This is a genomic window from Amycolatopsis sp. cmx-11-12 (assembly GCF_046269425.1).
Taxonomy (GTDB): domain Bacteria; phylum Actinomycetota; class Actinomycetes; order Mycobacteriales; family Pseudonocardiaceae; genus Amycolatopsis.
Genome location: NZ_JADNQM010000019.1, coordinates 60,282 through 86,382 on the forward strand (window position 1 = coordinate 60,282; position 26,101 = coordinate 86,382).

31 protein-coding genes are annotated in these 26,101 nt (G+C 69.3%); 10 read left to right on the top strand and 21 right to left on the bottom strand.

Translation table 11 applies throughout. The features are described from left to right. Window positions 1–15 precede the first annotated feature (15 nt). The gene (bcp, locus tag ACLARN_RS24740; RefSeq protein ID WP_409493838.1) at window positions 16–489 is read left to right on the top strand and encodes a thioredoxin-dependent thiol peroxidase; all 474 of its coding nucleotides are present in this window, start codon (window positions 16–18) and stop codon (window positions 487–489) included. Window positions 490–595: 106 nt separating this feature from the next. Here bcp and rdgB read toward each other — a convergent pair whose 3' ends face one another. From rdgB to ACLARN_RS24765, 5 genes are read right to left on the bottom strand one after another with little or no spacing between them, the layout of a single operon-like run. Next, window positions 596–1,201, bottom strand: coding sequence for an RdgB/HAM1 family non-canonical purine NTP pyrophosphatase (gene rdgB / locus ACLARN_RS24745; RefSeq protein WP_409493839.1), 606 nt, complete (start codon window positions 1,199–1,201; stop codon window positions 596–598). Then, window positions 1,198–1,974 carry a ribonuclease PH gene (gene rph / locus ACLARN_RS24750; RefSeq protein WP_076162811.1) on the bottom strand — a complete coding sequence of 259 codons (777 nt, stop codon included), beginning with the start codon at window positions 1,972–1,974 and terminating at the stop codon, window positions 1,198–1,200. Before rph ends, rdgB begins: the two co-directional genes overlap by 4 nt. Before the next feature lie 23 nt (window positions 1,975–1,997). Then, entirely contained in the window at window positions 1,998–2,765 is a 768-nt protein-coding gene (locus ACLARN_RS24755) for an MBL fold metallo-hydrolase (RefSeq protein WP_409493840.1), read from the bottom strand. Between the two features lie 29 nt (window positions 2,766–2,794). Continuing rightward, window positions 2,795–3,601 carry a glutamate racemase gene (murI, locus tag ACLARN_RS24760; protein ID WP_409493841.1) on the bottom strand — a complete coding sequence of 269 codons (807 nt, stop codon included), beginning with the start codon at window positions 3,599–3,601 and terminating at the stop codon, window positions 2,795–2,797. Next, window positions 3,598–4,260 (bottom strand): rhomboid family intramembrane serine protease, encoded by a 663-nt coding sequence (locus tag ACLARN_RS24765; protein ID WP_409493938.1) that lies wholly within the window; start codon window positions 4,258–4,260, stop codon window positions 3,598–3,600. The genes murI and ACLARN_RS24765 overlap by 4 nt, the downstream gene beginning before the upstream one ends. A 91-nt stretch (window positions 4,261–4,351) precedes the next feature. Between ACLARN_RS24765 and ACLARN_RS24770 the strand changes: the two genes are divergently transcribed. Beyond that, window positions 4,352–5,224: an arylamine N-acetyltransferase family protein gene (locus tag ACLARN_RS24770; protein WP_409493842.1), complete on the top strand. Its 873-nt coding sequence runs from the start codon at window positions 4,352–4,354 to the stop codon at window positions 5,222–5,224. On the opposite strand, the gene ACLARN_RS24775 is transcribed toward ACLARN_RS24770, so the two are convergent. The 7 genes from ACLARN_RS24775 to clpS form a co-directional block, all read right to left on the bottom strand. Beyond that, entirely contained in the window at window positions 5,185–5,898 is a 714-nt protein-coding gene (locus ACLARN_RS24775; protein WP_409493939.1) for an aspartate/glutamate racemase family protein, read from the bottom strand. The genes ACLARN_RS24770 and ACLARN_RS24775 overlap by 40 nt on opposite strands. An 84-nt stretch (window positions 5,899–5,982) precedes the next feature. Further along, entirely contained in the window at window positions 5,983–6,933 is a 951-nt protein-coding gene (locus tag ACLARN_RS24780; protein ID WP_409493843.1) for a PLP-dependent cysteine synthase family protein, read from the bottom strand. Between the two features lie 3 nt (window positions 6,934–6,936). Continuing rightward, on the bottom strand, window positions 6,937–7,209 hold the full coding sequence (locus tag ACLARN_RS24785) for a MoaD/ThiS family protein (protein WP_409493844.1): 273 nt from the start codon (window positions 7,207–7,209) through the stop codon (window positions 6,937–6,939). A gap of 71 nt (window positions 7,210–7,280) precedes the next feature. Then, complete coding sequence (locus tag ACLARN_RS24790; RefSeq protein WP_409493845.1) at window positions 7,281–7,688, bottom strand: Mov34/MPN/PAD-1 family protein; 408 nt, start codon at window positions 7,686–7,688, stop codon at window positions 7,281–7,283. Window positions 7,689–7,817: 129 nt separating this feature from the next. After that, a complete protein-coding gene (locus ACLARN_RS24795; protein ID WP_409493846.1) occupies window positions 7,818–8,810 on the bottom strand; it encodes a P1 family peptidase in 993 nt (330 codons plus the stop codon). After that, a complete protein-coding gene (locus tag ACLARN_RS24800) occupies window positions 8,807–9,364 on the bottom strand; it encodes a DUF2017 domain-containing protein (protein WP_409493847.1) in 558 nt (185 codons plus the stop codon). The genes ACLARN_RS24795 and ACLARN_RS24800 overlap by 4 nt, the downstream gene beginning before the upstream one ends. Beyond that, entirely contained in the window at window positions 9,361–9,660 is a 300-nt protein-coding gene (gene clpS, locus ACLARN_RS24805; RefSeq protein ID WP_037320717.1) for an ATP-dependent Clp protease adapter ClpS, read from the bottom strand. The genes ACLARN_RS24800 and clpS overlap by 4 nt, the downstream gene beginning before the upstream one ends. A 74-nt stretch (window positions 9,661–9,734) precedes the next feature. On the opposite strand from clpS, the gene ACLARN_RS24810 reads away from it, so the two are divergent. Genes ACLARN_RS24810 through ACLARN_RS24820 form a run of 3 tightly spaced genes read left to right on the top strand, consistent with a single transcriptional unit; the run spans window position 9,735 to window position 12,294 of the window. Continuing rightward, the gene (locus tag ACLARN_RS24810; RefSeq protein ID WP_409493848.1) at window positions 9,735–11,048 is read left to right on the top strand and encodes a nicotinate phosphoribosyltransferase; all 1,314 of its coding nucleotides are present in this window, start codon (window positions 9,735–9,737) and stop codon (window positions 11,046–11,048) included. A gap of 20 nt (window positions 11,049–11,068) precedes the next feature. Then, window positions 11,069–11,644: an isochorismatase family protein gene (locus tag ACLARN_RS24815; protein WP_016336791.1), complete on the top strand. Its 576-nt coding sequence runs from the start codon at window positions 11,069–11,071 to the stop codon at window positions 11,642–11,644. After that, on the top strand, window positions 11,641–12,294 hold the full coding sequence (locus ACLARN_RS24820; RefSeq protein ID WP_409493849.1) for a bifunctional 4-hydroxy-2-oxoglutarate aldolase/2-dehydro-3-deoxy-phosphogluconate aldolase: 654 nt from the start codon (window positions 11,641–11,643) through the stop codon (window positions 12,292–12,294). Before ACLARN_RS24815 ends, ACLARN_RS24820 begins: the two co-directional genes overlap by 4 nt. Window positions 12,295–12,394: 100 nt before the next feature. On the opposite strand, the gene ACLARN_RS24825 is transcribed toward ACLARN_RS24820, so the two are convergent. Further along, window positions 12,395–13,066 (bottom strand): choice-of-anchor P family protein, encoded by a 672-nt coding sequence (locus tag ACLARN_RS24825; protein ID WP_409493850.1) that lies wholly within the window; start codon window positions 13,064–13,066, stop codon window positions 12,395–12,397. Between the two features lie 153 nt (window positions 13,067–13,219). Between ACLARN_RS24825 and ACLARN_RS24830 the strand changes: the two genes are divergently transcribed. The 3 genes from ACLARN_RS24830 to ACLARN_RS24840 all read left to right on the top strand — a co-directional run bounded on the left by ACLARN_RS24830 (window position 13,220) and on the right by ACLARN_RS24840 (window position 16,414). Continuing rightward, the gene (locus ACLARN_RS24830; protein WP_409493851.1) at window positions 13,220–13,810 is read left to right on the top strand and encodes a biotin transporter BioY; all 591 of its coding nucleotides are present in this window, start codon (window positions 13,220–13,222) and stop codon (window positions 13,808–13,810) included. A 126-nt stretch (window positions 13,811–13,936) separates the two neighbouring features. Beyond that, on the top strand, window positions 13,937–16,003 hold the full coding sequence (locus ACLARN_RS24835) for an ATP-dependent DNA helicase (RefSeq protein WP_409493852.1): 2,067 nt from the start codon (window positions 13,937–13,939) through the stop codon (window positions 16,001–16,003). A gap of 57 nt (window positions 16,004–16,060) precedes the next feature. Then, window positions 16,061–16,414 (top strand): hypothetical protein, encoded by a 354-nt coding sequence (locus ACLARN_RS24840; protein WP_026466908.1) that lies wholly within the window; start codon window positions 16,061–16,063, stop codon window positions 16,412–16,414. A gap of 69 nt (window positions 16,415–16,483) precedes the next feature. Here the strand turns inward: ACLARN_RS24840 and ACLARN_RS24845 are convergent, their stop codons facing one another. The 5 genes from ACLARN_RS24845 to ctaD all read right to left on the bottom strand — a co-directional run bounded on the left by ACLARN_RS24845 (window position 16,484) and on the right by ctaD (window position 22,519). Further along, a complete protein-coding gene (locus tag ACLARN_RS24845) occupies window positions 16,484–16,888 on the bottom strand; it encodes an OsmC family protein (RefSeq protein WP_409493853.1) in 405 nt (134 codons plus the stop codon). An 11-nt stretch (window positions 16,889–16,899) separates the two neighbouring features. Continuing rightward, a complete protein-coding gene (locus ACLARN_RS24850) occupies window positions 16,900–18,651 on the bottom strand; it encodes a serine/threonine-protein kinase (protein WP_409493854.1) in 1,752 nt (583 codons plus the stop codon). A gap of 17 nt (window positions 18,652–18,668) precedes the next feature. Next, window positions 18,669–19,427 carry a peptidyl-tRNA hydrolase gene (locus tag ACLARN_RS24855; RefSeq protein ID WP_409493855.1) on the bottom strand — a complete coding sequence of 253 codons (759 nt, stop codon included), beginning with the start codon at window positions 19,425–19,427 and terminating at the stop codon, window positions 18,669–18,671. Further along, the gene (gene serB, locus ACLARN_RS24860; protein ID WP_409493856.1) at window positions 19,424–20,653 is read right to left on the bottom strand and encodes a phosphoserine phosphatase SerB; all 1,230 of its coding nucleotides are present in this window, start codon (window positions 20,651–20,653) and stop codon (window positions 19,424–19,426) included. The genes ACLARN_RS24855 and serB overlap by 4 nt, the downstream gene beginning before the upstream one ends. Window positions 20,654–20,740: 87 nt before the next feature. Next, entirely contained in the window at window positions 20,741–22,519 is a 1,779-nt protein-coding gene (ctaD, locus tag ACLARN_RS24865) for a cytochrome c oxidase subunit I (RefSeq protein ID WP_005165634.1), read from the bottom strand. A 135-nt stretch (window positions 22,520–22,654) separates the two neighbouring features. Here ctaD and ACLARN_RS24870 point away from each other — a divergent pair, with 135 nt between their 5' ends. After that, window positions 22,655–23,491 carry a phosphotransferase family protein gene (locus ACLARN_RS24870; protein ID WP_409493857.1) on the top strand — a complete coding sequence of 279 codons (837 nt, stop codon included), beginning with the start codon at window positions 22,655–22,657 and terminating at the stop codon, window positions 23,489–23,491. A gap of 232 nt (window positions 23,492–23,723) precedes the next feature. On the opposite strand, the gene ACLARN_RS24875 is transcribed toward ACLARN_RS24870, so the two are convergent. Further along, window positions 23,724–24,461, bottom strand: a complete 738-nt coding sequence (locus ACLARN_RS24875) for an alpha/beta fold hydrolase (protein ID WP_409493858.1) — start codon at window positions 24,459–24,461, stop codon at window positions 23,724–23,726. Between the two features lie 40 nt (window positions 24,462–24,501). Here ACLARN_RS24875 and ACLARN_RS24880 point away from each other — a divergent pair, with 40 nt between their 5' ends. Then, window positions 24,502–25,002 (top strand): GNAT family N-acetyltransferase, encoded by a 501-nt coding sequence (locus ACLARN_RS24880; RefSeq protein ID WP_409493859.1) that lies wholly within the window; start codon window positions 24,502–24,504, stop codon window positions 25,000–25,002. 13 nt (window positions 25,003–25,015) lie between these two features. Here ACLARN_RS24880 and ACLARN_RS24885 read toward each other — a convergent pair whose 3' ends face one another. Continuing rightward, window positions 25,016–25,303 (bottom strand): hypothetical protein, encoded by a 288-nt coding sequence (locus ACLARN_RS24885; protein ID WP_076162472.1) that lies wholly within the window; start codon window positions 25,301–25,303, stop codon window positions 25,016–25,018. 27 nt (window positions 25,304–25,330) lie between these two features. Beyond that, entirely contained in the window at window positions 25,331–26,083 is a 753-nt protein-coding gene (locus ACLARN_RS24890; RefSeq protein ID WP_409493860.1) for an AraC family transcriptional regulator, read from the bottom strand. Window positions 26,084–26,101: the final 18 nt, after the last annotated feature.

Consider the following 26,101-nt stretch of genomic DNA (forward strand, 5'->3'; position numbering starts at 1 on the left):
GCTACCGTGTGCGTCATGACCGAGCAGCGACTCTCCCCCGGCGACAAAGCGCCCGACTTCACCCTCCCCGACAGCGAGGGCAACGACGTCAAGCTCAGCGACTTCCGCGGCAAGTCGGTCGTCGTCTACTTCTACCCGAGCGCCGGCACCCCGGGCTGCACGAAGCAGGCCTGCGATTTCCGGGACAGCCTCGCGCAGCTCAACGACGCCGGCTACCAGGTGCTCGGCATCTCCCCGGACAAGCCCGCGAAGCTCGCGAAGTTCGTCGAGGCGGAGGGGCTGACTTTCCCGCTGCTCTCCGACACGGAGAAGACCGTCCTCAAGACGTACAGCGCCTTCGGCGAGAAGAAGAACTACGGCAAGGTCTACGAAGGCGTCATCCGCTCGACTTTCGTCGTCGACGCGGACGGCAAAATAACCGTGGCGCAGTACAACGTGCGCGCCACCGGGCACGTCGCGAAGCTGTTGCGGGATCTCTCCCTGGCGTGAGCGGCGATGCCCAGCCGCCGTGTCGCGAAAGCCACTTTCGGGACATCAGACGTCCCGAAAGTGGCTTTCGCGACACCCGGGAGGGCTGGTATCGCCCTCACGAGACTCAGTCGGCCAGCTTCCTAAGCTCCCCTACCAACGCTCGCAACGCCCGTCCCCGATGCGAAGAAGCGTCCTTTTCGGACGGTTCCAGCTCGGCCGATGACCGCGTCTCACCTTCGGGCACGAAGATCGGGTCGTAGCCGAATCCGTTGGTGCCACGGCGTTCCCGGATCAGCGAGCCTCGCCATTCGCCGCGCACCACGGTCTCGTCGCCACCGGGGACGACCAGCGCCGCCGCGCAGACGAAGGCCGCGCCCATCCGCTCGTCGGGAGTGTCGGACAGCTGCGCCAGCACGAGGTCCAGGTTCGCCTCGTCGTCGCCGTGCTTGCCCGACCAGCGGGCCGAGAGCACACCCGGCATGCCGTTGAGCGCGTCGACGGCGATGCCGGAGTCGTCCGCGATGGCCGGGAGGCCGGTCGCGGCGGCCGCGTCCTGCGCCTTCGCGAGCGCGTTGCCCTCGAAGTCCGGAGCGGTTTCGGGCGCTTCGGGGAACTCGGGGACGTCGGCGAGGCCGATGACCTCGACGCCTTGGATCCCCTCCGCCACCAGGATGCGCCGAAGTTCGCCGAGCTTCTTCGCGTTGCGGGTGGCCAAAAGCAGCTTGGTCACTTCGCACCCTTCTTCTTGTCCGTGCGCGGCTCGGGCAGTTCGCCGGGGTACGGCAGCGCGAGCGCCTCGGTCTGCAAGCGGGTCAGCTCCGCGCAGCCCTCGAGCGCCATGTCCAGCATGGTGTCCAAAGTGGACCGGGCGAAGGTGGCGCCTTCGCCGGTGCCCTGAACCTCGATCATGGTGCCCGCGTCGGTGGCGACGACGTTCATGTCGACCTCCGCGCGCGAGTCCTCCTCGTAGGGCAGGTCGAGCCGCACGCGGCCGTCGACGACGCCCACGCTCACCGCGGCCACCGAGGACGAAAGCGGCTGCGGGTCGGCGAGGCGGCCCGCCGCGCCGAGCCAGGTGACGGCGTCGGCGAGCGCGACGTAGCCACCGGTCACCGCGGCCGTGCGGGTGCCGCCGTCGGCCTGGATGACGTCGCAGTCGATGACGATCGTGTTCTCCCCCAGCGCCGCCAGGTCGATGCAGGCGCGCAGGGACCGGCCGATCAGCCGGGAGATCTCGTGTGTGCGGCCGCCGACGCGGCCCTTGATGGATTCGCGGTCGCTGCGGGTGTTGGTCGACGACGGCAGCATCGCGTACTCGGCGGTGACCCAGCCGAGGCCGGAGCCTGCCCGCCAGCGGGGGACACCTTCGGTGACGCTCGCCGCGCACAGCACCCGGGTGTCGCCGAACTCGATCAACACCGAGCCCGCCGGCCACCGCTGGAAGCCGCGGGTGATCTTGATGTCGCGAAGCTGGTCGTCGTTCCTGCCGTCTTTTCTCGCCACGGCCGTCACTCTAGAACCCCGTGTCAGAGGTCGTAGACGGCGCCCTGCTCGACCAGCTCGGCGCCGGGGAACGCGACGGCCGCCTCGGCGAGCACGGTGTCGCGGTCGGTCCAGGGCGCGACGTGAGTGAGCAGCAGCCGCCCCACTCCGGCTTTTCGCCCCAGTTCCCCCGCTTCCTTGCCGGACAGGTGGACGCCGACGGGCCGGTCGGGCGAGTCGGTCCACGACGCCTCCGACAGCAGGACGTCGGCGCCCGCGGCGAGGTCGGTCAAGGTGTCGCAAACGCCGGTGTCGCCGGTGTAGGCGAACGTCTTGCCGCCATGGGCGATCCGCAGGCCGAACGCCGGGGTCGGGTGGTCGACCGGGACCGCGGTGACCTCGAACGGCCCGATCTCCATGGGCCCCGCCCGCAGGACGTCGAAGGCGAAGACGTCGGAGAGATCGGTGGTCGCCCGCTCTGCCTCGTTCGCCGCGTAGGCGTAGGCGAGCCGCTCGTGCACATCCGACGGCCCGTACACCGGCAGCCGTCGCGGCCTCGCCGGATACGGCAGCGCGGGGTGGTAGCGCCGCAGCACGGTCAGCGCGCTGACGTCGGCACAGTGATCCGGGTGGAGGTGCGAAAGGATCAGCGCGTCCAGATCGAACGGGTCACGCAGGGCCTGCAACCTGGCGAGCGTCCCGTTGCCGAGCTCGAGCCCCAGGACGAACCCGTCCGCCTCGATCAGGTAGCCGGACGCGGCGGCGTTGGGTCCGGGGACGCTGCCGCAGCAGCCGAGGATCGTGAGACGCACTGTGACACCTTAAGCGCGGAATCGGCGATTTACGCTCGGGTGGGAGCCAGCACACCCGGAGCGAAACCCATGAACCGCTGAGCGAGTCGGGTGAACGGCTCGGCGGATCCGGTGGCGACGAACTCGTGCCGCGGCGGGGTGTCGCGCTCGGCGAGGAGATCGTTCTCGGTGAGGACCCGCACGAGGTCACGCGCGGTTTCCTCGGCGCTGGACACCAGCGTGACCTCCTGGCCCATGACGATCTGCAGCACGCCGGACAGCAACGGGTAGTGCGTGCAACCCATGACCAGCGTGTCGACCTGCGCGTCCAGCAAGGGCTCCAGATATCCCTGTGCGAGCCCGAGCACCTGACGGCCGGTGGTGATCCCGCGTTCGACGAAGTCCACGAACCGCGGGCACGCGACACTGGTGATCTCGACGTCCGGGGCGGCGTTGAAGGCGTCGTCGTAGGCGCGGGACCGGACGGTGCCCTCGGTGCCGATCACACCGATCCGGCCGGAGCGCGTGGCCGAGACGGCCCGCCGCGCGGCCGGGAGCACGACCTCGACCACGGGGACGTCGTAGCGCTCCCTCGCGTCGCGAAGACAAGCTGCGGAGGCGGTGTTGCAGGCGATGACCAGCGCCTTCACCCCGCCTTCGACGATGTCGTCCAACGCCGCGAGCGCGTATTCGCGCGCCGTCGCGATGGGAAGCGGACCGTACGGGTTGCGCGCGGTGTCGCCGACGTAGCGCAGCTGCTCACCGGGCAGCTGCTCCAGGATCGCCCTGGCGACGGTGAGCCCGCCCACTCCGGAATCGAAGACGCCGATGGGGGCGTCGGCGCTCGGCTTCGTCACACGGCGAGGCTACCTGGACCGGCGGAAGTCGCTTTCCGGGCTTGGGACTTGTCCATCCGCGCCACCACCCAGGCCGCGAAGACCCCGGACAGCGCGCCGAACAGGTGCCCCTGCCACGAAACGCCCGGATCACCCGGAAGCAGTCCCCAGAGCATCCCGCTCCAGATGCCCAGCAGCACCACGGCCACCAGGATCTGCCCGACGGCCCGGTTGAAAATGCCCCTGACCAGCAGGAACGCGAGCCAGCCGAAGGCGATTCCCGATGCGCCCACGGTCACCGTGTTGTCCGGCGCGATCAGCCAGACACCGAGCCCGGAGAGCAACCAGATGATGGCGGTGACCAGCACCCACCGGCCGATACCCGCGGCCATCGCGAGGAAGGCGAACACCAGGACCGGGACGGTGTTGGAGAACAGATGCCCCCAGCCCGCGTGCAGCAACGGTGCCCAGAGCACGCCGTCGAGGCCGGAGACGTCGCGGGCGAGGATGCCACCCTGGTCGAGGTCGGCGGGCAGCACGACGTCGACCAGCTCGACCAGGTAGAGCAGCACGGTGAAGGCCAACGCCACGATCGCGGCGGCCTTCGCGTTCGGCGGCAGGACGCGTTTGGCCGGATCCGTACCGGACGACTCGCTCGCCGGGACCGGCTGGGAAGGCATTGTGGTCACCTCCCCAGGCTACGACGGGGAACGGCGAGATCGCCTCCGTGAGAACCCTGAATTGTCGGTGGGCGGCGCTACGGTCGTCGGCATGGGGAACTCTTCTTCCGAGCACGTCGACGTGCCGGCCTACCTCGCGCGACTCGGCCTCGAGCACGAGCCGCCGTCCCTCGGCGCGCTCTTCCGGCTGCACGCGGCACACGTGGAACGGGTGCCGTACGAAGATTTCGAAGTCCAGCTCGGCCGGGTGACCTCGCTGGATCCGGCGGTGTCGTTCAGCCGGATCGCCGCCGGCCGCGGCGGCTACTGCTATCACCTCAACGGCGCGTTCTCGGCGCTGCTTCGGGAGCTGGGCTACCAGGTCACGCGGCATCCGGGTGGTGCGCAGATGCCGGGCGACCCGGCCGGCATCCACCTCAACCACCTGCCGCTGACCGTGTCCGGGCTGGCGGAGACACCGGAAACGAGCTGGTTCGTCGACGTGGGGCTCGGCGACGGCATCCACGAGCCACTCCCGCTGCTCGAAGGCGAGTACAAACAAGGGCCGCTGGTGTTCGGCATGCGGGCCTCGGAGGTCACGCCGGGCGGCTGGCGGTTCGACCACGATCCGCAGGGCAGTTTCGTCGGGATGGATTTCGCGCCGGAGGCGGCCGTGATGCCGGACTTCGCCGAGAAGCACGTCGAGCTGTCGACGTCCGCGGACTCCGGGTTCGTCCGCACGCTCGTGCTGCAACGCCGGGACGCCGAGGGCGTCGACTCACTGCGCGCGCTGACTTTGAGCAGGCTGCCGGGCGACAAGACGGTGCTGGAGTCACCCGCCCTGTGGTGGACGGCGATCGAGGACGTCTTCGGCGTGCCGCGCGGCGGCTTCACCGGTGAAGAACAGGACAGGCTGTGGCGGCAGGCCGTCTCCCAGCACGAGAGTCACGTGGCGGGAGGGAGTGAGATCTCGCCGAGCGCGTAGTCCACGGCCGCTTCGGCGTGCAGTCTGGTGGTGGGGAAGGTCGGCACCGGGCTGTCCTCGGGACCGACGAGCAGTTCGATCTCGGTGCAGCCGTAGATCACGCCGTCCGCGCCCGCCTCGGCGAGCCGCGCGATGACCTCGCGGCACCGCTCACGGGAGTCCTCGGTGACGACACCGTGGATGAGTTCGTCGTAGATGACCCGGTGCACCGTCTCGCGATCGGCTTCGTCCGGCACGAGCACGTCGAGCCCGTGCGCGGCGAGGCGTTCGCGGTAGAACGGCTGGGTCATGGTGAAACCTGTGCCGAGAAGCCCGACGCGCTTGATGTTCGCGGCCTTGATCGCGACGGCCATGGTGTCGGCGATGTGCAGCAACGGAATGCCGAGGCCGTCCGTGAGCTGATCGGCGACCTTGTGCATCGTGTTGGTGCACAGGACGACGAAGTCCGCTCCGGCCGCTTCGAGGCTGCGGGCGGCGCGGTTCAGTTCCCGACCTGCGTCGTCCCAGCGGCCTTCGGCCTGCATCGCTTCGAAGTCGGCGAAGTCCACGGAGTAGAGCACGGTACGCGCGGAGTGGTACCCGCCGCGCAGCTCACGGACGCGCTCGTTGACCAGCCGGTAGTACCCGGCCGACGATTCCCAGCTCATCCCGCCCAGCAACCCGATGGTCTTCACACCCGCCATCGTGCCACCGCTCGTGTTATGAACGGACCTTTCATAACAAATTCTGTTATGAAAGGTCCGTTCATAACACGTGGGTCAGGCCCAGAGCTGCCCGTCGAGCCGCTCGGCCGCTTCGTCGAGCGAACCGGAGTAAGCGCCCGTAGAGAGGTACTTCCACCCAGCGTCCGCGACCACGAAGGCCACGTCGGCGGGCTTACCCGAAGCAGCGGCCTTCTCGGCGACGGCCAGCGCCGCGTGCAGCACCGCACCGGTCGAGATCCCCGCGAAGATGCCTTCGTGCTCCAACAGCTCACGCGTCCGGCGAAGCGCGTCGTACGCCCCGACGGAGAAGCGGCCGTTGAGCACGCTCGCGTCGTAGAGCTCCGGAACGAAGCCCTCGTCCAGGTTCCGCAGGCCGTACACCAGCTCGCCGTAGCGCGGCTCGGCCGCGATGATCTGCACGTCCGGCTTCGCCTCGTGCAGGTAGCGTCCGACACCGACCAGCGTGCCGGTGGTGCCGAGGCCGCCGACGAAATGCGTCAGCGTCGGCAGGTCCTTGAGCAGTTCGGGCCCGGTGCCGCGGTAGTGCGCTTCGGCGTTGGCCGGATTGCCGTACTGGTAAAGCATCACCCACTCCGGGTTCGCCTCGGCCAGTTCCTTCGCCCGGCGCACCGCCTCGTTGGACCCGCCCGCCGCCGGCGAGAAGACGATCCGCGCGCCGTACGCCTGCAGCAGCTGCTTGCGTTCGGTGGAGGTGTTCTCCGGCATGACGCACACCAGCCCGTAGCCCTTGAGCTTCGCGGCCATGGCGAGCGCGATCCCGGTGTTGCCCGACGTCGGCTCCAGGATCGTGGAGCCGCGCCGGAGGGTGCCGTCACGCTCGGCGGCCTCGATCATCGCCAGCGCGGGGCGATCCTTGATCGAGCCGGTCGGATTGCGATCCTCCAGCTTCGCCCACAACCGCACGTCGTGGGTGGGCGAAAGCCGGGGCAGGCCGACCAGCGGGGTACCGCCGAGCGTGTCGAGCAGCGACTCGAAGCGAGCCATGGATCAGCCTCCGGCCACGGCGGGCAGGATGGTCAGCGTGTCGCCGTCCTTGACCTCGGCCTCGAGACCACCGGAGAAGCGGACGTCCTCGTCGTTGACGTAGACGTTGACGAAGCGGTGCAGCTTCTCCTCCTTGACCAGGCGGGCCTTGAGGCCGCCGTGGCGGGACTCGACGTCGTCGATCACCTCGAGCACGGTCTTGCCGGTCGCCTCGACGGACTTCTCGCCGCCGGTGTGCGTACGCAGGATGGTCGGGATGGACACGGTCACGGCCATGGTTTTCTACCTCCGGTGGTGTTCTCTGCAACGCAGACGTTCGGGCGGCCCGGCTTGTTCCGGGGCCGGGTTCAGCCGATGATCTCGACGGGCTCCTCGGTGATCTCCCCGTCCACGATCCGGTACGACCGGAATTGGTGCGAATCGGGGTCCTTCGTGGACACGAGCACGTAGTGCGCGTCCGGTTCCGAGGCGTACGAGACATCGGTGCGCGACGGGTAGGCGTCCGTCGCGGTGTGCGAGTGGTAGATGACCACCGGGACCTCGTCGTTGGCGTCCATCTCGCGGTAGAGCTTGAGCAGATCACCCGAGTCGAATTCGTAGAACGTGGGCGAGCGTGCCGCGTTCAGCATCGGGATGTACCGCTCGGGGCTGTCCGATCCGTCAGGACCGGCGATCACCCCGCACGCCTCATCGGGATGGTCACGACGGGCATGGGCGACGATCTCGTCGACGAGTTCACGGCGGATCCGGAGCACATCGCACATCTTAGGTGCTGGACGGGCGCCTTCCACACTCTGAGATTGCCGCCACTCAAGCCCGCGTTTAGTCCTCTAGTTGCGGTAGTTGCACGTGCAACTACCGCAACTAGAGGACGAATTGCGTGGTCAGGAGAAGGCTTCGGGCCACACATCGCGGTACGCGCGCATGCCGCCCGCCGAAGTGGCGTTCAGCACGCCGTGCACCATCGCCCGCCCGAACACCCGCGCGGCGGCCGAGCACAGCGTGTCCAGCACCGCCGCCCGTCGCGTCGCCGCGACCGGGCCCGCGCCGCCGGGTAGCTCCCGCTCGCCGGTCGCCAGCGCGAAGACCGTGTCGCCGTCGAACATCGTGTGCGCCGGTCGCACGGCCCTGGCGATACCGTCCTGAGCGGCCACCGCGAGCCGTCGCGCCTCCGCCTTGGACAACGCCGCGTCGACCGCGACCACGCCGATGGTCGTGTTGAGCCCGGCGGCCTTCGCCTCGACGTCGCCGGGCCGGTCCGGCCAGCGGACGCCGAACTCGCCGTCGACCTCGTGGTCCGCCGCGAAGGCGCGGCCGGTCGAGAGGTCGACAGCCTCACCGGCGGCGTTCACGGCGGCGACGACGCCGACGGTGAACTCCCCGACCCGTTCCGAAGCCGTCCCGATCCCACCTTTGAGTGATCCCGCCTTCGCGCCGGCACCCGCGCCGACAGTTCCCAGCGGCACAGGACCGGCCGCGGCCGCTTCACAGGCCGCATAGCCGAAGGAGGCGTCCGGACGGTTTCCCCAGTCGCTGCGTGGCAGGTCGAACAGCACCGCGGCGGGCACGATCGGCACCACCTCGTGCGGCTCGGCACCGACCGGGATGCCCAGGTTCCGCTCGGCGAGCCAGCGCATGACGCCGTCCGCCGCGGCCAGGCCGTACGCGCTACCGCCCGACAGGCAGATCGCGTTGACGTGCTGGACCAGGTTCTCCGGCTCCAGCAGATTGGTCTCGCGCGTGCCGGGCGCGCCGCCGCGCTGGTCGACGGCCCCGACGGCGCCGCCGGGAACCAGCACGACCGTCGTCCCGGTCGCCCAGCCGTCACCGACCCGCTCGTGGTGCCCGACCAGCACGCCGGGAACGTCGGTGATCATGACGTCAGCGACTGGATGAGGGTTTCCTGCACCCAGGTCAACCAGTGGTAGACGCCCAGATGCGGGGCGCGGGGATCGTCCTCGGGCAGTTCGTCGGGCATGTCCTCGGTGACGTCGAGCGCGGTGCCCAGCGCCAGCCGGACGTCGTTGAGGGCGCCAAGCCACGCGTCGGCCTGCTCGAAGGTCAGCCGCACGTCCCCGCCGTCACGCGGCAGGGTGTCCAGCACGATCTTGGCGACGCCGACCTTCTTGTCCAGCAGATCGGGCTCGTGGATCGACCGCATCGCCGCGGCCGAATCGATGTCCTCGCGGGTCGGGTTGTCCGGGTCCAGCTTGTGGAAGTCCGGCAACAGCCGCGAAAGCACCGGATCGTCGGGCGACTCGGTCGGGCCCGTGCGGATCCCGGTCAGCTCCGCCAGCTCGTCCTGCGGCGCCTCCTCGGCGCGCGCGGTGAGCATGTCCTCCAGCTGGCTGACCAGACCGCGGAGAACCGCGGCCTCCTGCTGTTCGAACCCGGCGACGATCGTTTCGCCCTTGCGGCGCCATCCGTTCATGAAGGCTGCTCCATCGTCGCCCAGAGGCCGGCCGCGTGCAGTTTCGCGACGTCGGTCTCGACCTTCTCCTTCGAGCCGGACGACACGATCGCCTTGCCCTTCTGATGCACGTCGAGCATCAGCTTCGTCGCGTGGTCCCGGCTGTAACCGAACAGCTTCTGGAACACGTACGTCACGTACGACATGAGGTTCACCGGATCGTTCCAGACGACCGTCCGCCAGGGGCTGTCCTCAGAGACGACCTCTACTCCCTGTGGATCAACCTGCGTCTGCTCGGATGCGACAGGCGTGGACATGCACTCCATGGTGTCACGGGCCCAACCCGGTACGGGCTGGCAGGTCCGGCCATGTGGGTGAATAGGCTGGCAGCATGGGTTTCCCCGAGGCGGCCATTGGCGCCAGCACCGCGTTGCTCACCGACCACTACGAGCTGACCATGCTGGCCAGCGCCCTGGCCGACGGGACGGCGGATCGGCCGTGTGTCTTCGAGGTCTTCGCCCGCCGCCTGCCCGACGGCCGCCGCTACGGCGTCGTCGCGGGCACCGGCCGGGTTCTCGACTCGATCGCGGACTTCCGGTTCACCGACGCCGAGCTGAGCCAGCTGGAGGCGACCGCCGTCGTCGACGACGACACCCTTTCGTGGCTCGCGGACTACTCCTTCTCGGGGAACATCGACGGTTACCCCGAGGGCGAGCTCTACTTCCCCGGCTCCCCGATCCTGACCGTCACCGGTTCCTTCGGCGAGGCCGTCGTGCTGGAGACGCTGATCCTGTCGATCCTCAACCACGACAGCGCGATCGCGGCCGCGGCGGCACGCATGTCGGGCGCCGCGCACGGCAGGCCGATCATCGAGATGGGCGGGCGCCGCACCCACGAGTGGGCCGCCGTCGCCGCCGCGCGGGCCGCGTACCTCGCCGGTTTCGCCACGACGTCCAACCTCGAAGCGGGTCGCCGCTACGGGATCCCGACGCGGGGCACCGTCGCGCACGCCTTCATGCTGCTGCACGACAGCGAAGAAGAGGCGTTCCGCGCACAGGTCGACAAGATGGGCGCCGACACCACACTCCTGGTGGACACCTACGACATCACCAAGGGCATCGAAACAGCCGTCCGGGTGGCGGGGACCGAACTCGGCGCGATCCGCATCGACTCCGGTGACGTGGGCCCGCTGGCCCGCAAGGCCCGCGAGCAACTGGACGCCCTCGGCGCCAAGGACACCCGGATCGTGGTGTCCGGTGACCTCGACGAACACGCCATCGCGGCGCTCCGGGCGGAGCCCGTCGACGCGTATGGCGTCGGCACCTCGGTCGTCACCGGCTCCGGCGCGCCGACCGCCGGGATGGTCTACAAACTCGTCGACGTCGACGGCAAACCGGTCGCCAAGCGCAGTGCGCACAAGGAGTCCCGCGGTGGCCGGAAATCGGCGCTGCGACGGCACCGCGGCACCGGCACCGCCGTCGAAGAGGTGATCTGGACAGCCGCCTCACCCTCCTCGGAGGTCCCGGAACAGGGACCGAACGACCACGAATTGCAGATTCCGCTGGTCCGGGGCGGCCGGACGGTGGATGATTTGCCCACGCTGGACGACGCGCGCCAGCGGCTTCGCCGGGCCCTGGTGAGCCTGCCGTGGGAGGGCCTCAAGCTCTCGCACGGGGAGCCGGCCATCCCGACCGTATTCGTCTGATGAGAACTCAGGAGCAACACATGGGGACCGCCCTGATCGTGGTCGATGTGCAGAACGACTTCTGCGAAGGCGGGTCGCTCGGCCTGCCCGGTGGCGCCGCCGCCGCCGAAGCGATCTCCAAGCAGGCCGCCGAGGGTGGCTACGCGCACGTCGTCGCCACCCGTGACTACCACATCGACCCGGGCGACCACTTCAGCGAGACGCCGGACTTCAAGGACAGCTGGCCGCGCCACTGCGTCGCGGGCACCTCAGGCGCTTCGTTCCACCCGGCGCTCGACGTCGTCCCGATCAGCGAAGTCTTCTCCAAGGGCGAGTACACCGCCGCGTACTCGGGTTTCGAGGGCAACGCGCGCGACGGCAAGACGCTCGACGCGTGGCTGAAGGAGCACGACGTCACCGAGGTCGACGTCGTCGGCATCGCGACCGACTTCTGCGTACGCGCCACGGCGCTCGACGCGGCGAAGGCGGGCTTCACCGTGCGTGTGCTGTTGGACCTCACCGTCGGCGGTTCGCAGCCGACGGTCGACGCCGCGCTCAAGGACTTCGACGAGGCAGGCGTGACCTACACCGGGAAGGCGCCGGTCCCGGCCGCATGATCCAGCACCACCTCCAGGACACCCTGATCGAAAACCGGCTCATCGCGATCCTGCGAGCCGACAACGCGAACCGCTTCTCCGACGCCGCGACAGTGCTGCACGCGGCGGGCGTCCGGGTGCTCGAAGCGGCGTTGACCACGCCGGGAGCCCCGGAAGCCATCGCGGCCATCCGCAAGAAGCTCGGCGACGACGCGCACGTCGGCGCCGGGAGCGTCCGTGAACCGTCCGATGTGGACATCGCGGCGGACGCGGGCGCGACGTTCCTGGTCACGCCAACGGTGAACCCGCTGGTCTTGGAGCGCGCGCACGAGCGCGGGCTGCCGGTGGTCTGCGGCGCGCTGACCCCGACCGAGATCGACCATGCCTGGCGCCTCGGCGCGGCCGCGGTGAAGGTGTTCCCGGTCGCCGCCGTCGGCGGGATCGCCTACCTGCGGGCGATCCGGGCGCCGATGCCGGACATCCCGCTGGTGCCGACCGGCGGCGTCCACCTCGCCGACGTCGCGAAGTACCTCGAGGCGGGTTCGATCGCCGTCGCCGCCGCGACGCCGCTGCTGGGTGACTCGCTCACCTCCAGCGGCTCGCTGGCGGACCTCGCGACCAGGGCGAGCGAGTTCGTCGCCGCGGCCGCGAAGTACGTCTCGCGCACTTAGGCCCCTCCCGCAATTCGGCACCTACTTGCGGTCGCAATTCGGCACCTACTTGCGCTAGACGCGCGTGCAACGACCGCAAGTAGGTGCCGAATTGCGCGGGTCAGGGCTTCTTCTTGCCGTACGGGTCGCAGCGCGCGGTCCCGAGGTAGATGTCGCCCTTCGCCGGTCCGCCGCCCTGCGGGAACAGCTTGATGTGCAGCATGTGCGTCACGAGGCTCCCGTCGGGCGGCGTCGGCGTGACGGTCTCGTTGACCGTGAGCGATGCCAGCGCCGTCCCGCCCTTGCCGCCGGCGATGGTCAGCCGGTAGTTCTGCGGGATGTTCTCCGGCAGCGTGAACCCGGTGACGTCGCCGAACTCGATGTAGCCGAGGCTGCCGTCCTTGGTGGTGCTGCACTTCGCCATGAACGTGCGGACCTTGATCACCGGGCCGCCGAAGCGCTTGAGCAGGCTCATCTCGAACCGCCGCCCGGACGCCTCGCCGACCGCCGCCGCGCCGGTCCGGCCGCAGTTCGACTCGCCGCCGCCGAACCGGGCGAAGTCGCCAGTGGCCCCACCCTGGGTCTTCGCGGTCAGCGGCCCGTCGACGTCGCACGGCGCGAGATCGCCGGTGACGACGTGCTCGTCGCCGATCTCCACGTCGAGCGAGCCGACCGCCGCCGAAGCCGTCGCGGGCGCCGCTTCCGCCGAAGCCGTCGCCGTGCCTCCCGCCACCAGTGCTCCGGTCAGTATCGTCACCGACAGCAGCCGCCCCGCCGTCCTGGGTTTCGTCATGGTTGGCAGCCTCCACCAAGTCCCTGACCGGCGCAGGGCCACGCCACCCGGACGAGTGGATCGGCGATGACCGTGAGGTGGCCGACATTCGGTCCGCGACCCGTCGTCTGGCGTTAACCTCGGTTCACATTCGTGTACTCATAGGAGGTCTGAGTGTCTTCGCTGTCTGTGGCCGACCGTCGTGTCGTCCTCGCCGACCTCGTTCCCGGCGCACTGGTCCGTGACGCGATCCTGGTCGCCGGTGGTGCCGCGCTGACCGGCGCGGCCGCGCAGATCGTGCTCCCGGTGCCCGGCTCGCCGGTGCCGATGACCGGCCAGACGTTCGCCGCCCTGCTGGTCGGCGCGGCGCTGGGCTGGAAGCGCGGCGCGCTGTCGATGGCGCTGTACCTCGCCGTCGGCGCGGCCGGCTTCGGCTGGTTCCAGAACGGCTCGTCGGGCCTGTTCGGCGACAGCGCCGGTTACATCGTCGGATTCGTCTTCGCCGGTGCCCTGGTGGGCGCACTCGCCGGCCGCGGCGGGGACCGCACGCCGCTGCGCATGGCGGGGACGATGGTGCTCGGCAACCTCGTCATCTACTCCTTCGGCGCGCCGTGGCTGGCGGCCTCGCGGGGCGTCAGCCTGTCGACCGCGGTGGAGCAGGGCGTCGTGCCGTTCCTGATCGGTGACGCGCTGAAGATCGCCGTCGCGGCGGCGCTGCTTCCGGGCACCTGGGCGCTGGTCTCGCGCTTCCGCAAGGAGTCGTGACCGGCCCTTTCATCGCCCCAGCGCGTGTTATGAACGGTCCGTTCATTACAGGGTCTTGTTATGAACGGACCGTTCATAACACCGGGCGGACGATCCTGACGGTGCCCCCGGCTATCGTCTTGTCCCGTGCCAACCCGTGCTGACTTCCCCGGTGTCCTCGAACTCCTGACCCACGCGGTCGAGTCCGTTGGTGGTGCCGAGCGCGAGGGCCAGGTGCAGATGGCGGACGCCGTCGGCCGCGCCATCCGCACCGGCGAGCACCTGGCCGTGCAGGCGGGCACCGGCACCGGGAAGTCGTTGGCCTACCTCGTTCCCGCGATCCGGCACGCGGTCGAGAAGGAGGCGACGGTCGTGGTCTCCACGGCCACCATCGCCCTGCAACGCCAGCTGGTCGACCGAGACCTCCCCCGGCTCGCGAAGGCGCTGAAGAAGCCTCTCGGCCGTGAACCCACCTTCGCGATCCTCAAGGGACGCCGTAACTACCTCTGCCTCCACCGGCTCGATTCCGGCGCCCCGGACGAGCCGGAGGACCAGCAGCTGTTCGACCCGTTCGCCGTCTCCCGGCTGGGCAAGGAGGTCACGCGGCTGCGGGAATGGTCGTCCGACACAGAGACCGGCGACCGCGACGAACTGGTCCCCGGCGTCTCGGATCAGGCGTGGCGCCAGGTTTCCGTCACGGCCAAGGAATGCCTTGGCGCCTCACGCTGTCCCATCGGCACCGACTGCTTCGCGGAACGGTCCCGCGCCGAGGCCGGCAAGGCCGACGTCGTGGTCACCAACCACGCGCTGCTGGCGATCGACGCGTTGCAGGGCTACCAGGTGCTCCCCGATCACGACCTGGTGATCATCGACGAGGCGCACGACCTGGTCGACCGCGTGACGTCCGTGGCCACCGGCGAGCTGACCAGCGGCATGGTCTCCGCCGCCGCCCGGCGCTGCGGGAAACTGGTCGACGACGAAGTGGCCGACCAGCTGCTGGAGGCGAGCGACGGGCTGGCCCTGATCCTCGACGACCTGCCGTCTGGCCGCATGGACTCGCTGCCGCAAGCCCTCACCGGCGCGGTCCCAGCCGTCCGCGACGCCGCGCACCGCTGCCTCACCGCGCTCGGCAAGGACCGAAAGGAAGAGGTCGACGAGGCCACCGCCCGCAAACTGGCGCGGTCGCTGCTCGAAGAGGTCCACGACACCGCGGTCCGGCTGCTCGAAGCCTTCGACGACGACAACGCGCATCAACGCGACGTCGTCTGGTTGACCGGGGACCGCTTCTCCACGAACCCGCGTCCGCCCGCGTTGAAGGTCGCTCCGCTGGGCGTCGCGGGCCTGCTGCGCGAGCGCGTCTTCAACCAGCACACGACCGTCCTCACGTCGGCGACGCTGACCCTGGGCGGCACTTTCGACACCATGGCCCGGCAATGGGGTCTGCCGCCCGGCGGCGCCAGGGTCGAGAAGGCGCCGGGCGCGGCGACCGACAAGGCGGTCCCGGCCGATAGCGACGGCAGTAACGACAGCGACGGCCCGAAGTGGACCGGGCTCGACGTCGGCTCCCCGTTCGACCACAAGCGCAACGGCATCCTCTACCTGGCCAAACATCTGCCGCCGCCGGGACGGGACGGACTACAGCCCTCGACGATGGACGAACTGGCCGAGCTGATCGAGGCCGCGGGCGGGCGCACGCTCGGCCTGTTCTCGTCGATGCGCGCGGCGAAACAGGCCACCGAGGAGATGCGGGAGCGGCTCGACGTGCCGATCCTGTGCCAGGGCGACGATTCCACCGGCCTTCTGGTGCAGAAGTTCTCCGAGGACGCGCGCACCTGCCTGTTCGGCACGCTGTCGCTGTGGCAGGGCGTCGACGTGCCCGGTCCGTCGCTCCAGCTCGTGGTGGTCGACCGTATCCCGTTCCCCCGCCCGGACGACCCGGTCTCGTCCGCGCGGCAGCGAGCCGTGGAAGCCAGGGGCGGCAACGGTTTCCTCACCGTCGCGGCCACGCACGCCGCACTGCTGCTCGCACAGGGCACCGGACGGCTGCACCGCTCGGTCACCGACCGCGGCGTCGTGGCGATCCTGGATTCGCGGCTGGCCACGGCCCGTTACGGCGGATTCCTGCGCGCCTCGCTGCCGCCGTTCTGGCCGACCATGGACCCGAAGGTCGCCCGCGACGCACTGCGCCGCCTCGACGCCGCCGCCCCGGCCTGAGTGGTCTGGAACACGGCCGAGTACCGTAAACGGAACGCCGAAGACAGGGAGAACCGGTTGTCCCACGAGTCGCCCAACGCACAATCCCGGACCGTCAGCGTCGATGACACCGGAGTGCGTCGCCAGCTCGCGGACGGAAGCGAGGAAGCCGTCACGTGGTCCGAGCTGTCCGCGGTAGTGGTCAGAGTGATCCCTGAAGGCCCGTGGAAGGAAGACGTCTTCTTCATGCTCGCCGGTGCCGACGGAAAGGGCACCGCGATCCCCAGCGGCGACCCGGCCGCCGACGCGCTGATCGAGCGGCTGCAGACGCTGCCCGGCTTCGACAACGAGAAGTTCATCGAGGCCATGACCACTGACGCCGACGAGGCGTACGTGGTCTGGAGCTCCGAAGGCCATGCCGCGAAGCACTAGCGAAGTGTTATGAACGGTCCGTTCATTGCAAAATTTGTTATGAACGGACCGTTCATAACATCCCGGGCCCTACTCGGTCGGGAAGCTCTCCGTGACCGGGATCCCCTTCTTCAGCGTCCGGCTCACCGTGCACAGCCGCTCGATGGCGCGATCCACCGCCGCCGCGAGCGCCTCCCGATCCTCAGCGGGCAGTGACGACACGTCGACGTCGAAAGCCACATGGACGGCGTCGAGTTCCGAAACGCCTTCGCGGCTGTCCGCGGTCACGCCGACCCGGAACTTCGAGTCTTCCCCGATCCGGCGCGTGATGAGGTTCTCGGCGGTGACGGCCGAGCAGCCCGCCGCCGCGATCTGCAGCAGTTCGGCGGGTGAGAAGGCGCCCTCGGCGCCCTTGCGGCCGATCACGACCTCGGCGCCGCGTTCGTTGCGGCCGACGAAGCGGTGCTCGCCGTCGCGCTGGACTTCCAAAGACACGGGCTTCCCTTTCAGAGTGGTGGCAGCCTTGGCGCGATCTCCCTGGCGAGCCGTTCCGCCGCCGGGCACATCTCCGGCGGCTTCTTGACCTTGTCCGAAACGTAGATCTCCACCGTCTCGATCATGGCACGGCCGTTCCCGGTGAAGGTCCGGTGCGGGATCTCGGCCTGGCAAGCCTCCCACTCGGACGAGACCTCGACGAAGGCCTCCCGCGATCCGAGAGCGACGCGGGTGCCGTCTGCCTCGAACGGCGCCCACTCCCGCTCGAACCGGATCGTCACCTCCGTCTCACGATGGTTCCAGTAGCACTCCCAGTTGCCGAAGACCGGATCCGGCATTGCCGGGCCGCCGACGATCGCCTGCGGCAGTTCCCCGCCCAGCGCGCAGGCATCGAGACTCCCGAGCGTTCCCGCGGCGAAGGGAACGGGACGCCGCTTGAGCGGTTCCCGGTTCAGCACGTCGGCCGCGTGCACGGCCACCGGGACGACGTAGTCGCACAGATGGGCGTGCCAGTCCTGGATGTGCCGGGCGTGCACCCAGACCTGGTTGCCGTCCGGCAACGGGATGACCCGGGCACACTTCTCTTCGGGTTCGCCCGGTACTTCGCGCACAGTCAAGCGCCCCGGAACCGGCTTCTCCAGCAACGGCGATTTCGGAATCGTCAATTCGAGCCGGACGTCGACGATGTCACCGTCGTCGGGGCTCATCCGCAGCAGGATTCCGCAGGCGTTGAAGTTGCCGTTGGCGGTGTCGAGTTCGGGGGTACCGAACCGCTTCAGCACCGAGGGGTCCACCAGCGCGCACGGATCCGCCGTACGCGGGTCGCCGACCGAATCGGCGGGGAGCGGGGCGGCCGCGATCGACGCCGGTTCCTTGGTGGCGTAGACCAGGCCACCCACCAATACCAGCACCGCGGCGACGGCTCCGATCGCGACAGCGCGCCTGGTCACCCGGAAACGTCGCGACCGCGCCGGAACGTCGACATCCGCGACCTCGGCCAGCAGCTCGGCGGCGCGGACGGCGTTCGGCCGCCCGGCGGGTTTGCGCCGCAGCAGCTCGGTCAGCACCGGCGCCAGCCGTCCAGCCTGGCGGATCGGCTCCAGGGTGTACGACGTCGCCCGCCGGAGCTGGACGAACGGTCCCGCGTTCGCGTCTCCCCACACCGATGTGCCCTCGACGGCGGCGAAGAGCGTCGCGCCGAGCGAGAAAACGTCCGCCGCGGCACCCGCCTGCTGCCCTTCGGCCATCTCGGGCGCGACGTAGCCGGGAGTCCCGACGTCGAGGGCGCCCCCGGTGCGGGTCACCTCCGCCCACTGCGCGATGCCGAGGTCGGTGAGTTTGGCGGTGCCGTTCTCGGCCACCAGGACGTTGCCCGGTTTGAGGTCGCGGTGGACCATGCCCTTCTCGTGCATCGCCGCGAGCGCCGCGGCGAGCTGGACGCCGATCTTCGCGACTTTGCCGGGCGGCAGCGGACCGTCGGTTTCGAGGATGTCCGCGAGGCTGCGCGAAGGCAGGTATTCCATGACGAGCCAGCGCTCGTCACCGTCCATCACCGCGTCGAAGACGGTGACCACGTTCGGATGATGCAGGCCTGCGCCGATTCGCGCCTCGCGCCGGATCTGGCCGTTGTCCCCGGCCTGCGAGCGCTTGAGCGCGACGACCCGCCCGAGGTCCTGATCGGTGGCACGCCAGACCACACCCATGCCACCGGCGCCGATCCGCTCCTCCAAGCGGTAGCGCCCGGCGATCAGCCGGTCACCCATGCGGGGAGTATAAGAGGCTAAGCCCTTTGGGCTAGGACAGTGACCGTTCCGGGATCAACCTCGGTGAATCCCGCGTCCCGGACCGCGACGACACCGTCCCGGCGCCACGAGCCCTCGGGGTCCTCGACCGGGCACAGCGCCTTCCAGGTCGCGACCGGCGGGGTCCGCACCGAGCAGCGGAAACCGGTCTCGGCCCAAGCGGCCAGTCCGGGCTCGTCCAGCAGCGAGGCCAGGATCATCGTCGCGTGCCCGACCTGGGCGGCGCCCTTGCCGACGGTCATCGAGACCTCGGGGTTCAGCAGCAACCGCGGGACACCGTCCGGTGCGGGCCCCGGCTCGTCGGCCGGGAGTTCGCTCCCGGAGATCTGCAACCGCGAGACCTCTTTCGGCGTCTCGATCACGCGGCCGGGAAGCAAGGCCCGTGCCTCAGCGCCGTCGACCTCGATCGTGATGCCCGGCAGTTCCTGGACGGCCTGCCAGTGCGCGCCCCGCGCACGCCGGGCGACCTTGCGGATCCGGCCGTCGACCCAGGCCTTGAGCGGCTCGTGCCACTCACCCTCGGGTCCGGCACGTTCGTCGAGGCAGACCGCGATGGCCGCGGCGGCGGCGGCCTCCAGCAAAGCGGTGCGGGACGGCGGTTCGGCGCGTTCCATCCGCAGGATCACCGGCATGGCGCGGACCTCGGCGGGATCCTCGTCCGAGGTGTCTTCCGTGGCCTCGGCAGGCAGTCCCAACCAGTACGCGTAGCGCGCGGCCAACGGCTCCAGCACGCTCATGGCCGGGACAGTTCGAGACCGTCGGCCGCGTCGGCGGCCTCGATCTCACCGCGCGTGACACCGAGCAGGAACAGCACGGCGTCGAGGTACGGATGCGAAAGCGCGGTGTCGGCCACCTCGCGCAGCGCGGGCTTCGCGTTGAAGGCGACGCCCATCCCGGCGACCGACAGCATGTCGATGTCGTTCGCCCCGTCGCCGACCGCGACGCACTGCTGAAGCGAGATCTCGTACTCCTCGGCGAACCGGCGCAGCGCGGTCGCCTTGCCCGCGCGGTCGACGATCTCCCCGATCACCCGGCCGGTGAGCTTGCCGTCGACCACTTCGAGTTCGTTCGCGGCGGCGAAGTCGAGGCCGAGGTCGTCCACCAGTGACTGGATGATCTTGGTGAACCCGCCCGAAACGACCCCGCAGCGGAAACCCATCCGCTTCAGCGTGCGGATGGTCGTGCGTGCGCCGGGGGTGAGTTCGATCGACGCGGCGACCTCGTCGAGCACCGTCTCGGGGAGCCCTTCCAGCAGCGCGACACGGCGCTCCAGCGACTCACCGAAGTTCAGTTCACCGCGCATCGCGGCCTCGGTGATCTCGCGGACCTGCGGTTCGACGCCGGCGTGCGCGCCGAGCATCTCGATGACCTCACCCTGGATGAGCGTGGAGTCGACGTCGAAGACGACCAGCCGCTTGGCCCGGCGTGCGAGCCCGGCCCGCTCGACCGAGATGTCGATCCCGGCCTCGACGGCGGCGTCGGCCAGCGCGGTCCGCAAGGCGGCGTCGGCCTCCGGCGTGTCCTGGGCGAGCGAGGTGTACAGCTCCAGCCCGGTGACCGGGTAGTCGGCGACACTGCGGATCGAGTCGATGTTGACGTCCAGCGCGGCGAGGCGGCGCGCGACGTCGGAGAACGCCCGCGCGGTCACCGGGCGGCCGAGCATCAGCAGGACGTGCGTCGAATCCTTCTGGCCGATGGCGAACGGGTCGGCACCGATGGCCGAGCCGATCTTCACCTCGACCTGCATCCCGACCGACGCCATCGCCTGCTCGACGTATTCCTGGAGGCCTTCGGGGTCGCGGTACACCCCGGCTAGCACGCCGAGCACCAGCTGGCCTCTGATGACCACCTGCTCGACGTCGAGGACGTCGACGTCGTGGCGCGACAGCACGGCGAACAGCACCGAGGACACGCCCGGCTTGTCGGGACCGGTGGTGGTGATGAGAACTGGTGTCTGCGTCACGGGCTCAGTCTCTCTCAGCCAGACACGAAAAAGGCGCGTGCCTTGTCTCGGTGTGAGGCAGGGCACGCGCCATTTCCGCTTATCGGGTCACTTCTCGCTGGAGTTGTCCTTGGAGTGATCACCCGGCATGGCCGCCTCGGTGAGCACCTGAGACGGCGCGCGGTGGGTGTTGACCTTCTGCTTCCCGAAGAAGCCGATCTCACCCTCCTTGTGGATGCGCTCCACCATATGCGGGTAATGCAGCTCGAACGCCGGCCGCTCGGAACGGATCCGCGGCAGCTCGGTGAAGTTGTGCCGCGGCGGCGGGCAGGACGTCGCCCATTCGAGCGAGTTGCCGTAGCCCCACGGGTCGTCCACCGTGACGATCTCGCCGTACCGGTAGCTCTTGAAGACGTTCCAGATGAACGGCAGCGTCGAGGCACCGAGGATGTACGCGCCGATCGTGGAGATCGTGTTCAGCGTGGTGAAGCCGTCGGATTGCAGGTAGTCCGCGTACCGCCGCGGCATACCTTCGGCGCCCAGCCAGTGCTGCACCAGGAACGTGGCGTGGAAACCGATGAACGTGGTCCAGAAGTGCCACTTGCCGAGCTTCTCGTCCATCATGCGGCCGGTGATCTTCGGGAACCAGAAGTAGATCCCGGCGAACGTGGCGAACACGATCGTGCCGTAGAGCACGTAGTGGAAGTGCGCGACGACGAAGTAACTGTCCGACACGTGGAAGTCGATCGCCGGCGCGGCCAGCATGATGCCGGTCAGACCGCCGAAGAGGAACGTGACGATGAAGCCCATCGAGAAGATCATCGGCGTCTCGAAGGACAGCTGGCCCTTCCACATCGTGCCGATCCAGTTGAAGAACTTCACGCCCGTCGGGACCGCGATCAGGAAGGTCATGAAGGAGAAGAACGGCAGCAGCACGGCGCCGGTCGCGTACATGTGGTGCGCCCACACGGCCACCGACAGCGCGGCGATCGCCAGCGTCGCCCAGACCAGGCCCTTGTATCCGAAAATCGGTTTGCGGCTGAAGACCGGGAAGATCTCCGACACGATCCCGAAGAACGGCAGGGCCACGATATAGACCTCTGGATGGCCGAAGAACCAGAACAGATGCTGCCAGAGGATCACGCCGCCGTTCGCGGGGTCGAACACATGCGCCCCGAGATGCCGGTCCGCCAGCAGGCCCATCAGGGCCGCGGTCAGGATCGGGAACGCCAGCAGGATCAGGATGCTGGTGACCAGGATGTTCCAGGTGAAGATCGGCATCCGGTACATCGTCATACCGGGGGCGCGCAGGCAGACCACCGTGGTGATCATGTTGACGCCACCGAGGATGGTGCCGAGACCGGAGACGACCAGACCGGAGATCCACAGGTCGGCGCCGACGCCGGGCGAGTGGATGGCGTCCGACAGCGGGGTGTAGGCGAACCAGCCGAAGTCGGCGGCGCCACCCGGCGTCAGGAAGCCGGACATCACGATCAGGCCGCCGAAGAGGTACAGCCAGTACGAGAACGCGTTCAGCCGCGGGAACGCGACGTCCGGCGAACCGATCTGGAGCGGCAGCACGAAGTTCGCGAATCCGAAGAGGATCGGCGTCGCGTACAGCAGCAGCATGATCGTGCCGTGCATCGTGAACAGCTGGTTGTACTGCTCCTGCGAAAGGAACTGCTGCCCGGGACGTGCCAGCTCGGAGCGGATCAGCATCGCCATCGCGCCGCCCACCATGAAGAAGGCGAACGACGTGACCAGGTACATGATGCCGATTTGCTTGTGGTCCGTCGTGCGGAACAACCGCAGCAGGTACGAACCCTTAACCGACTCGCGCGCGGGATATGGGCGCGTGGCGATCGGCTTGGGGGCTACGGCCGTCACTCCTGCCTCCAACACTCAAACCTTGTGGTGGTCAATGTTCTGCCGTCGGCCGGGTTCGGGACCCATTTCGGCGGCTAGTGGGGATCGTAGCCCTCACTACCCACCGTCGCGCGCACCGGCTGGCAAGATCGCGCCGTGACCGACGAACACACCCGCGCGGGAGTGGCCGCGGCGATCGCTGTCGGTGACCGGTACGGGCTGCCGACCGGGGATCCCGATGTCCTGCACTTCAAGTCGAACGTGCTGGTGAGACTGGGTCCGGTGGTGGCGCGGGTGCCGGGAACGACGCGCTTGGCCCGGCCGTCCCCTGTGGACTGGCTCGCGCGCGATGTCGAGCTGTCGACGTACCTCACAGAACGTGATGTGCTCGTCGTCTCACCGACCACGGATCCCCCGGCCGGACCGCATTTCGCCAACGGCCTGCCGGTCACTCTCTGGCACTACACGCCCCATGAGGCGGGAGACACCCTGCCGCCGCGGGAGGTGGTGTCTTCACTCGCGCGAGTGAAGACGGCGCTCGCGGACTACCCCGGTGAACTGCCCGACCTCGGACCCGTCCGTGAACTCCGGACGCTGCTCGACCGGCACGGGTCCTTCATGAACGGTGCGGCGCCGCGACTGTACGAAGAACTCGAACGGGTCGCGGCGGCGCTGCCGGACTTGCCTGTCCGGCCGCTGCACGGGGACGCGCACTCGGGGAACGTCGTCGCGACAGCGGCCGGGCCCTGCTGGCTCGACTTCGAAGACGCCTGGCGCGGACCGCTCGGCTGGGACCTCGGTGTGCTCTACGCGGACCTCGGCCCTTCGGCCCTTTCCGCGTACCCGGCGGACGTGGCGCCTTCGTCACTGGAGCCGTTCATCGCGCTTCGGCGGTTGTTCGAGGTTCCCTGGCGGTTCGTGATCGCGCGGCGGTTCCCCTCGCGGCTCGGGGAGGCCGAGGCGGCGCTTGAGCGCTACTTCTCCCGCAAGTAGTCGCCCACTTGCGGCCGGGCGACGCAAGACCGCGTGCACCCAATGCGGCATCGGGTGCACCCAACGCACCCGACGCCGCATTGGGAGCACCGGGGCCTGGCCGGGCCGGAGCAAGTAGTCGACTACTTGTCCCCCTTCGGCAAAACGTGAAGGCACGAATTGTGGACCGGGAATGGGGGCTAGCCGCAAGTCCCCTTGTCCGCTATACCTTCAAAGGGGCAAGGGAAACGTTTTACGCGGGGTACCAGCCCAAGATCGCTTCGACGACTCCGGCCGGATCCTCCAGCGGCGTCAGATGTCCCGCTTCCGGCAGCACGACCAATGTCGCGTCCGGCAGCGTCTCCACCAGAGTGTTCGCCGCGTCCAACGGGGTCAGGCCGTCCTCTTCACCGACCACGACCAGCGCCGGCACGTCCGCCGATCGCAGTGTCTCGACCGAATCGGGCCGTGCCGCCATCGCACGGGCCGCCCACGCGACCCCCGACGGCGGCTGCGTCGTGATCAGTTCGCGAAGCCGTTCGGCCCCCTCGGGGCGGGCTTTCTCGGCGAGCAATCCTGGCGTGAGGGTATCGGGCAGCCATCCAGTGCCTTCCGCTTCGACCCGGGCCGCGAGGTCGTGCCGGGTCTGCGCGGCATCGGGAGTGTCGGCCGTCGCCTTCGTGTCGATGAACACGAGACCGCCCACGCGTTCCGGTGCGACGCGCAGCACCGCCATCGTCAGGTAGCCGCCCATCGAGCAGCCACCGAGGACGACCTTGTCGAGTTCGAGCCGGTCGAGCAGCGCCACGACGTCGCGGGCGGCGTCGTCCAGGTTCGGCTCCCGGTCGGTTTCCGGCAGCGGACTGCGGCCGAGGCCGCGCTGATCGGGGGTGATCAGCCGAAGGCGTTCCGAAAGCGGCGCACGCACCGGATCCCACATGCGGGCGTCGACAGGGAAGGCGTGCAGCAGTACCAGCGGGAGATCCGTCATGGCGATAATTCTGTCGCACCCTGGGTCTACCGTCGGAACCGTGCTGACAGAGATCAAGACGGAGAGGCTGCTGCTGCGGCGGCTGCACGAGGCGGATCGCGAGAACATCGTCGCACTGCAGGCCGATCCCGAAACGAACAAGTTCAACGTCGTCCCGCACACCGTCGAGGGTGCGCGGGAGCTGTACGACACCTGGATGAAGCAATGGGCCGAGCATGGTTTCGGCTACGTGACGGTGTCCGCTTTGGACGATCCGGACGTGATCGCCGGCTTCGGCGGCGTCCGATATCACGAATGGAACGGCGAGCGCGTGCTGAACCTCGCGTACCGCTTCTGGCCGTTCACCTGGGGCAAGGGCTACGCGACGGAGATGGCGGCCGCCGTCGTCGAATGGGCGGAGCGAGAGATCCCGGACGTCCCGGTGATCGCGAACATCATGGAATCCAACGAACCGTCGATCCGGGTCGCCGAGCGGCTCGGTTTCAAGGTCCACACGAGGGAGGAGTTCGAGGGAGCGCCTTCACTGCACCTGCGGAGGTGAATCAGACGCCGGATCACCAGCGGCCGGGGCGGCGCCGGGACCGCGCGTCCCAGCACGCCTTGTGCCAATGGCGGCGGTCGGCGACCCCGCCGGTGTCGTCGGCGGGCCAGACGACCAGATGCGGGGTCCCCGGCCGGATCTCGTGGTCACAGCCGGGGCAGCGGTAGTCCTTGGTGGCTTGTGCGCCGGGCACGGTCCGGACCAGCCATTCCCCGTCCGTGGCCGATTCGGAGCGCGCCCAGCCGGTCGACGCGCCGAGATCTGGGCGTCCACCGCGTTCGGGCCGGTTACGTCGAGGCACGCGGGAAACGGTATATCGGGCCTTCGCTCAGCCGCCGAAGTAGGCGCCCGGCGTCACACCGACGGCCCGGCGGAAGGCGACGACGAACGCGCTCGGCGACGAGTAGCCGATCCGGCGGGAGACCGCGGTCAGCGGCATGCCCTCGGCCAGCAGCGGCAGCGACGCGCGCAACCGGGCCTGCACCCGCCACGCGCCGAACGTCGTCCGGCACTCGGTGAGGAACAGCCGCGCGAGCGTGCGTTCGCTCGCGCCCACGCCGTGCGCGAAGTCCGCGAGACCACGCCGGTCCGCCGGGTCGGCGATCACCGCCCGCGCGACGGTCAGCGCACGCCCGTCGGAGGGCATGGGCACGTTGATCGGCACGACGTCCACCGGTTCGAGCAGGTCGAAGACGACGGCTTCGGCGCGGCGGCGGGTGCCGTCGTCGAGCGCTGCCGAGCCCAGGTGTTCCAACAGTTCCCGCAGCAACGGCCGGACGGCGACGAGCGTCGGCACGGCCCAGCGAACGGGGCACCGGTCCTGAGCCGCGTAGATCCCCCGCAACACCGCCTGCGCGGTGGCGCCGGTCCGGTGGACGACACCGGCCGGGATCCACAGCGCCCTCGTCGGCGGGAGCACCCAGTGCTGCTCGCCGACGTTCACGCTCAGGATCCCCCGCGCCGCCCAGGCGAGCTGGTGACCGTCGTGCTCGTGCCACGGCAACCAGGTGCCCGCGGGCAGATCCATCTCACCGAGCACCATCGCCGTCGCCATCGGGGGAAGGAGTCCGATTCTCGACATCACTTGGCAGCCTATCGC

Bases quoted from the DNA above. Each gene is read 5' to 3' on its own strand.
- ACLARN_RS24855 (WP_409493855.1), bottom strand. From the start codon at position 19,427: ATGAGCGTGCTGGAGCCGTTGGCCGCGCGCTACGCGTACTGGTTGGGA.
- ACLARN_RS24875 (WP_409493858.1), bottom strand. From the start codon at position 24,461: ATGACGGATCTCCCGCTGGTACTGCTGCACGCCTTCCCTGTCGACGCC.
- bcp (WP_409493838.1), top strand. From the start codon at position 16: ATGACCGAGCAGCGACTCTCCCCCGGCGACAAAGCGCCCGACTTCACC.
- ACLARN_RS24825 (WP_409493850.1), bottom strand. From the start codon at position 13,066: ATGACGAAACCCAGGACGGCGGGGCGGCTGCTGTCGGTGACGATACTG.
- ACLARN_RS24890 (WP_409493860.1), bottom strand. From the start codon at position 26,083: ATGTCGAGAATCGGACTCCTTCCCCCGATGGCGACGGCGATGGTGCTC.
- ACLARN_RS24765 (WP_409493938.1), bottom strand. From the start codon at position 4,260: ATGCCTTCCCAGCCGGTCCCGGCGAGCGAGTCGTCCGGTACGGATCCG.
- ACLARN_RS24785 (WP_409493844.1), bottom strand. From the start codon at position 7,209: ATGGCCGTGACCGTGTCCATCCCGACCATCCTGCGTACGCACACCGGC.
- ACLARN_RS24810 (WP_409493848.1), top strand. From the start codon at position 9,735: ATGGGTTTCCCCGAGGCGGCCATTGGCGCCAGCACCGCGTTGCTCACC.
- ACLARN_RS24820 (WP_409493849.1), top strand. From the start codon at position 11,641: ATGATCCAGCACCACCTCCAGGACACCCTGATCGAAAACCGGCTCATC.
- ACLARN_RS24850 (WP_409493854.1), bottom strand. From the start codon at position 18,651: ATGGGTGACCGGCTGATCGCCGGGCGCTACCGCTTGGAGGAGCGGATC.
- ACLARN_RS24780 (WP_409493843.1), bottom strand. From the start codon at position 6,933: ATGGCTCGCTTCGAGTCGCTGCTCGACACGCTCGGCGGTACCCCGCTG.
- clpS (WP_037320717.1), bottom strand. From the start codon at position 9,660: ATGTCCACGCCTGTCGCATCCGAGCAGACGCAGGTTGATCCACAGGGA.
- ACLARN_RS24800 (WP_409493847.1), bottom strand. From the start codon at position 9,364: ATGAACGGATGGCGCCGCAAGGGCGAAACGATCGTCGCCGGGTTCGAA.
- ACLARN_RS24815 (WP_016336791.1), top strand. From the start codon at position 11,069: ATGGGGACCGCCCTGATCGTGGTCGATGTGCAGAACGACTTCTGCGAA.
- ACLARN_RS24795 (WP_409493846.1), bottom strand. From the start codon at position 8,810: ATGATCACCGACGTTCCCGGCGTGCTGGTCGGGCACCACGAGCGGGTC.
- ACLARN_RS24770 (WP_409493842.1), top strand. From the start codon at position 4,352: ATGGGGAACTCTTCTTCCGAGCACGTCGACGTGCCGGCCTACCTCGCG.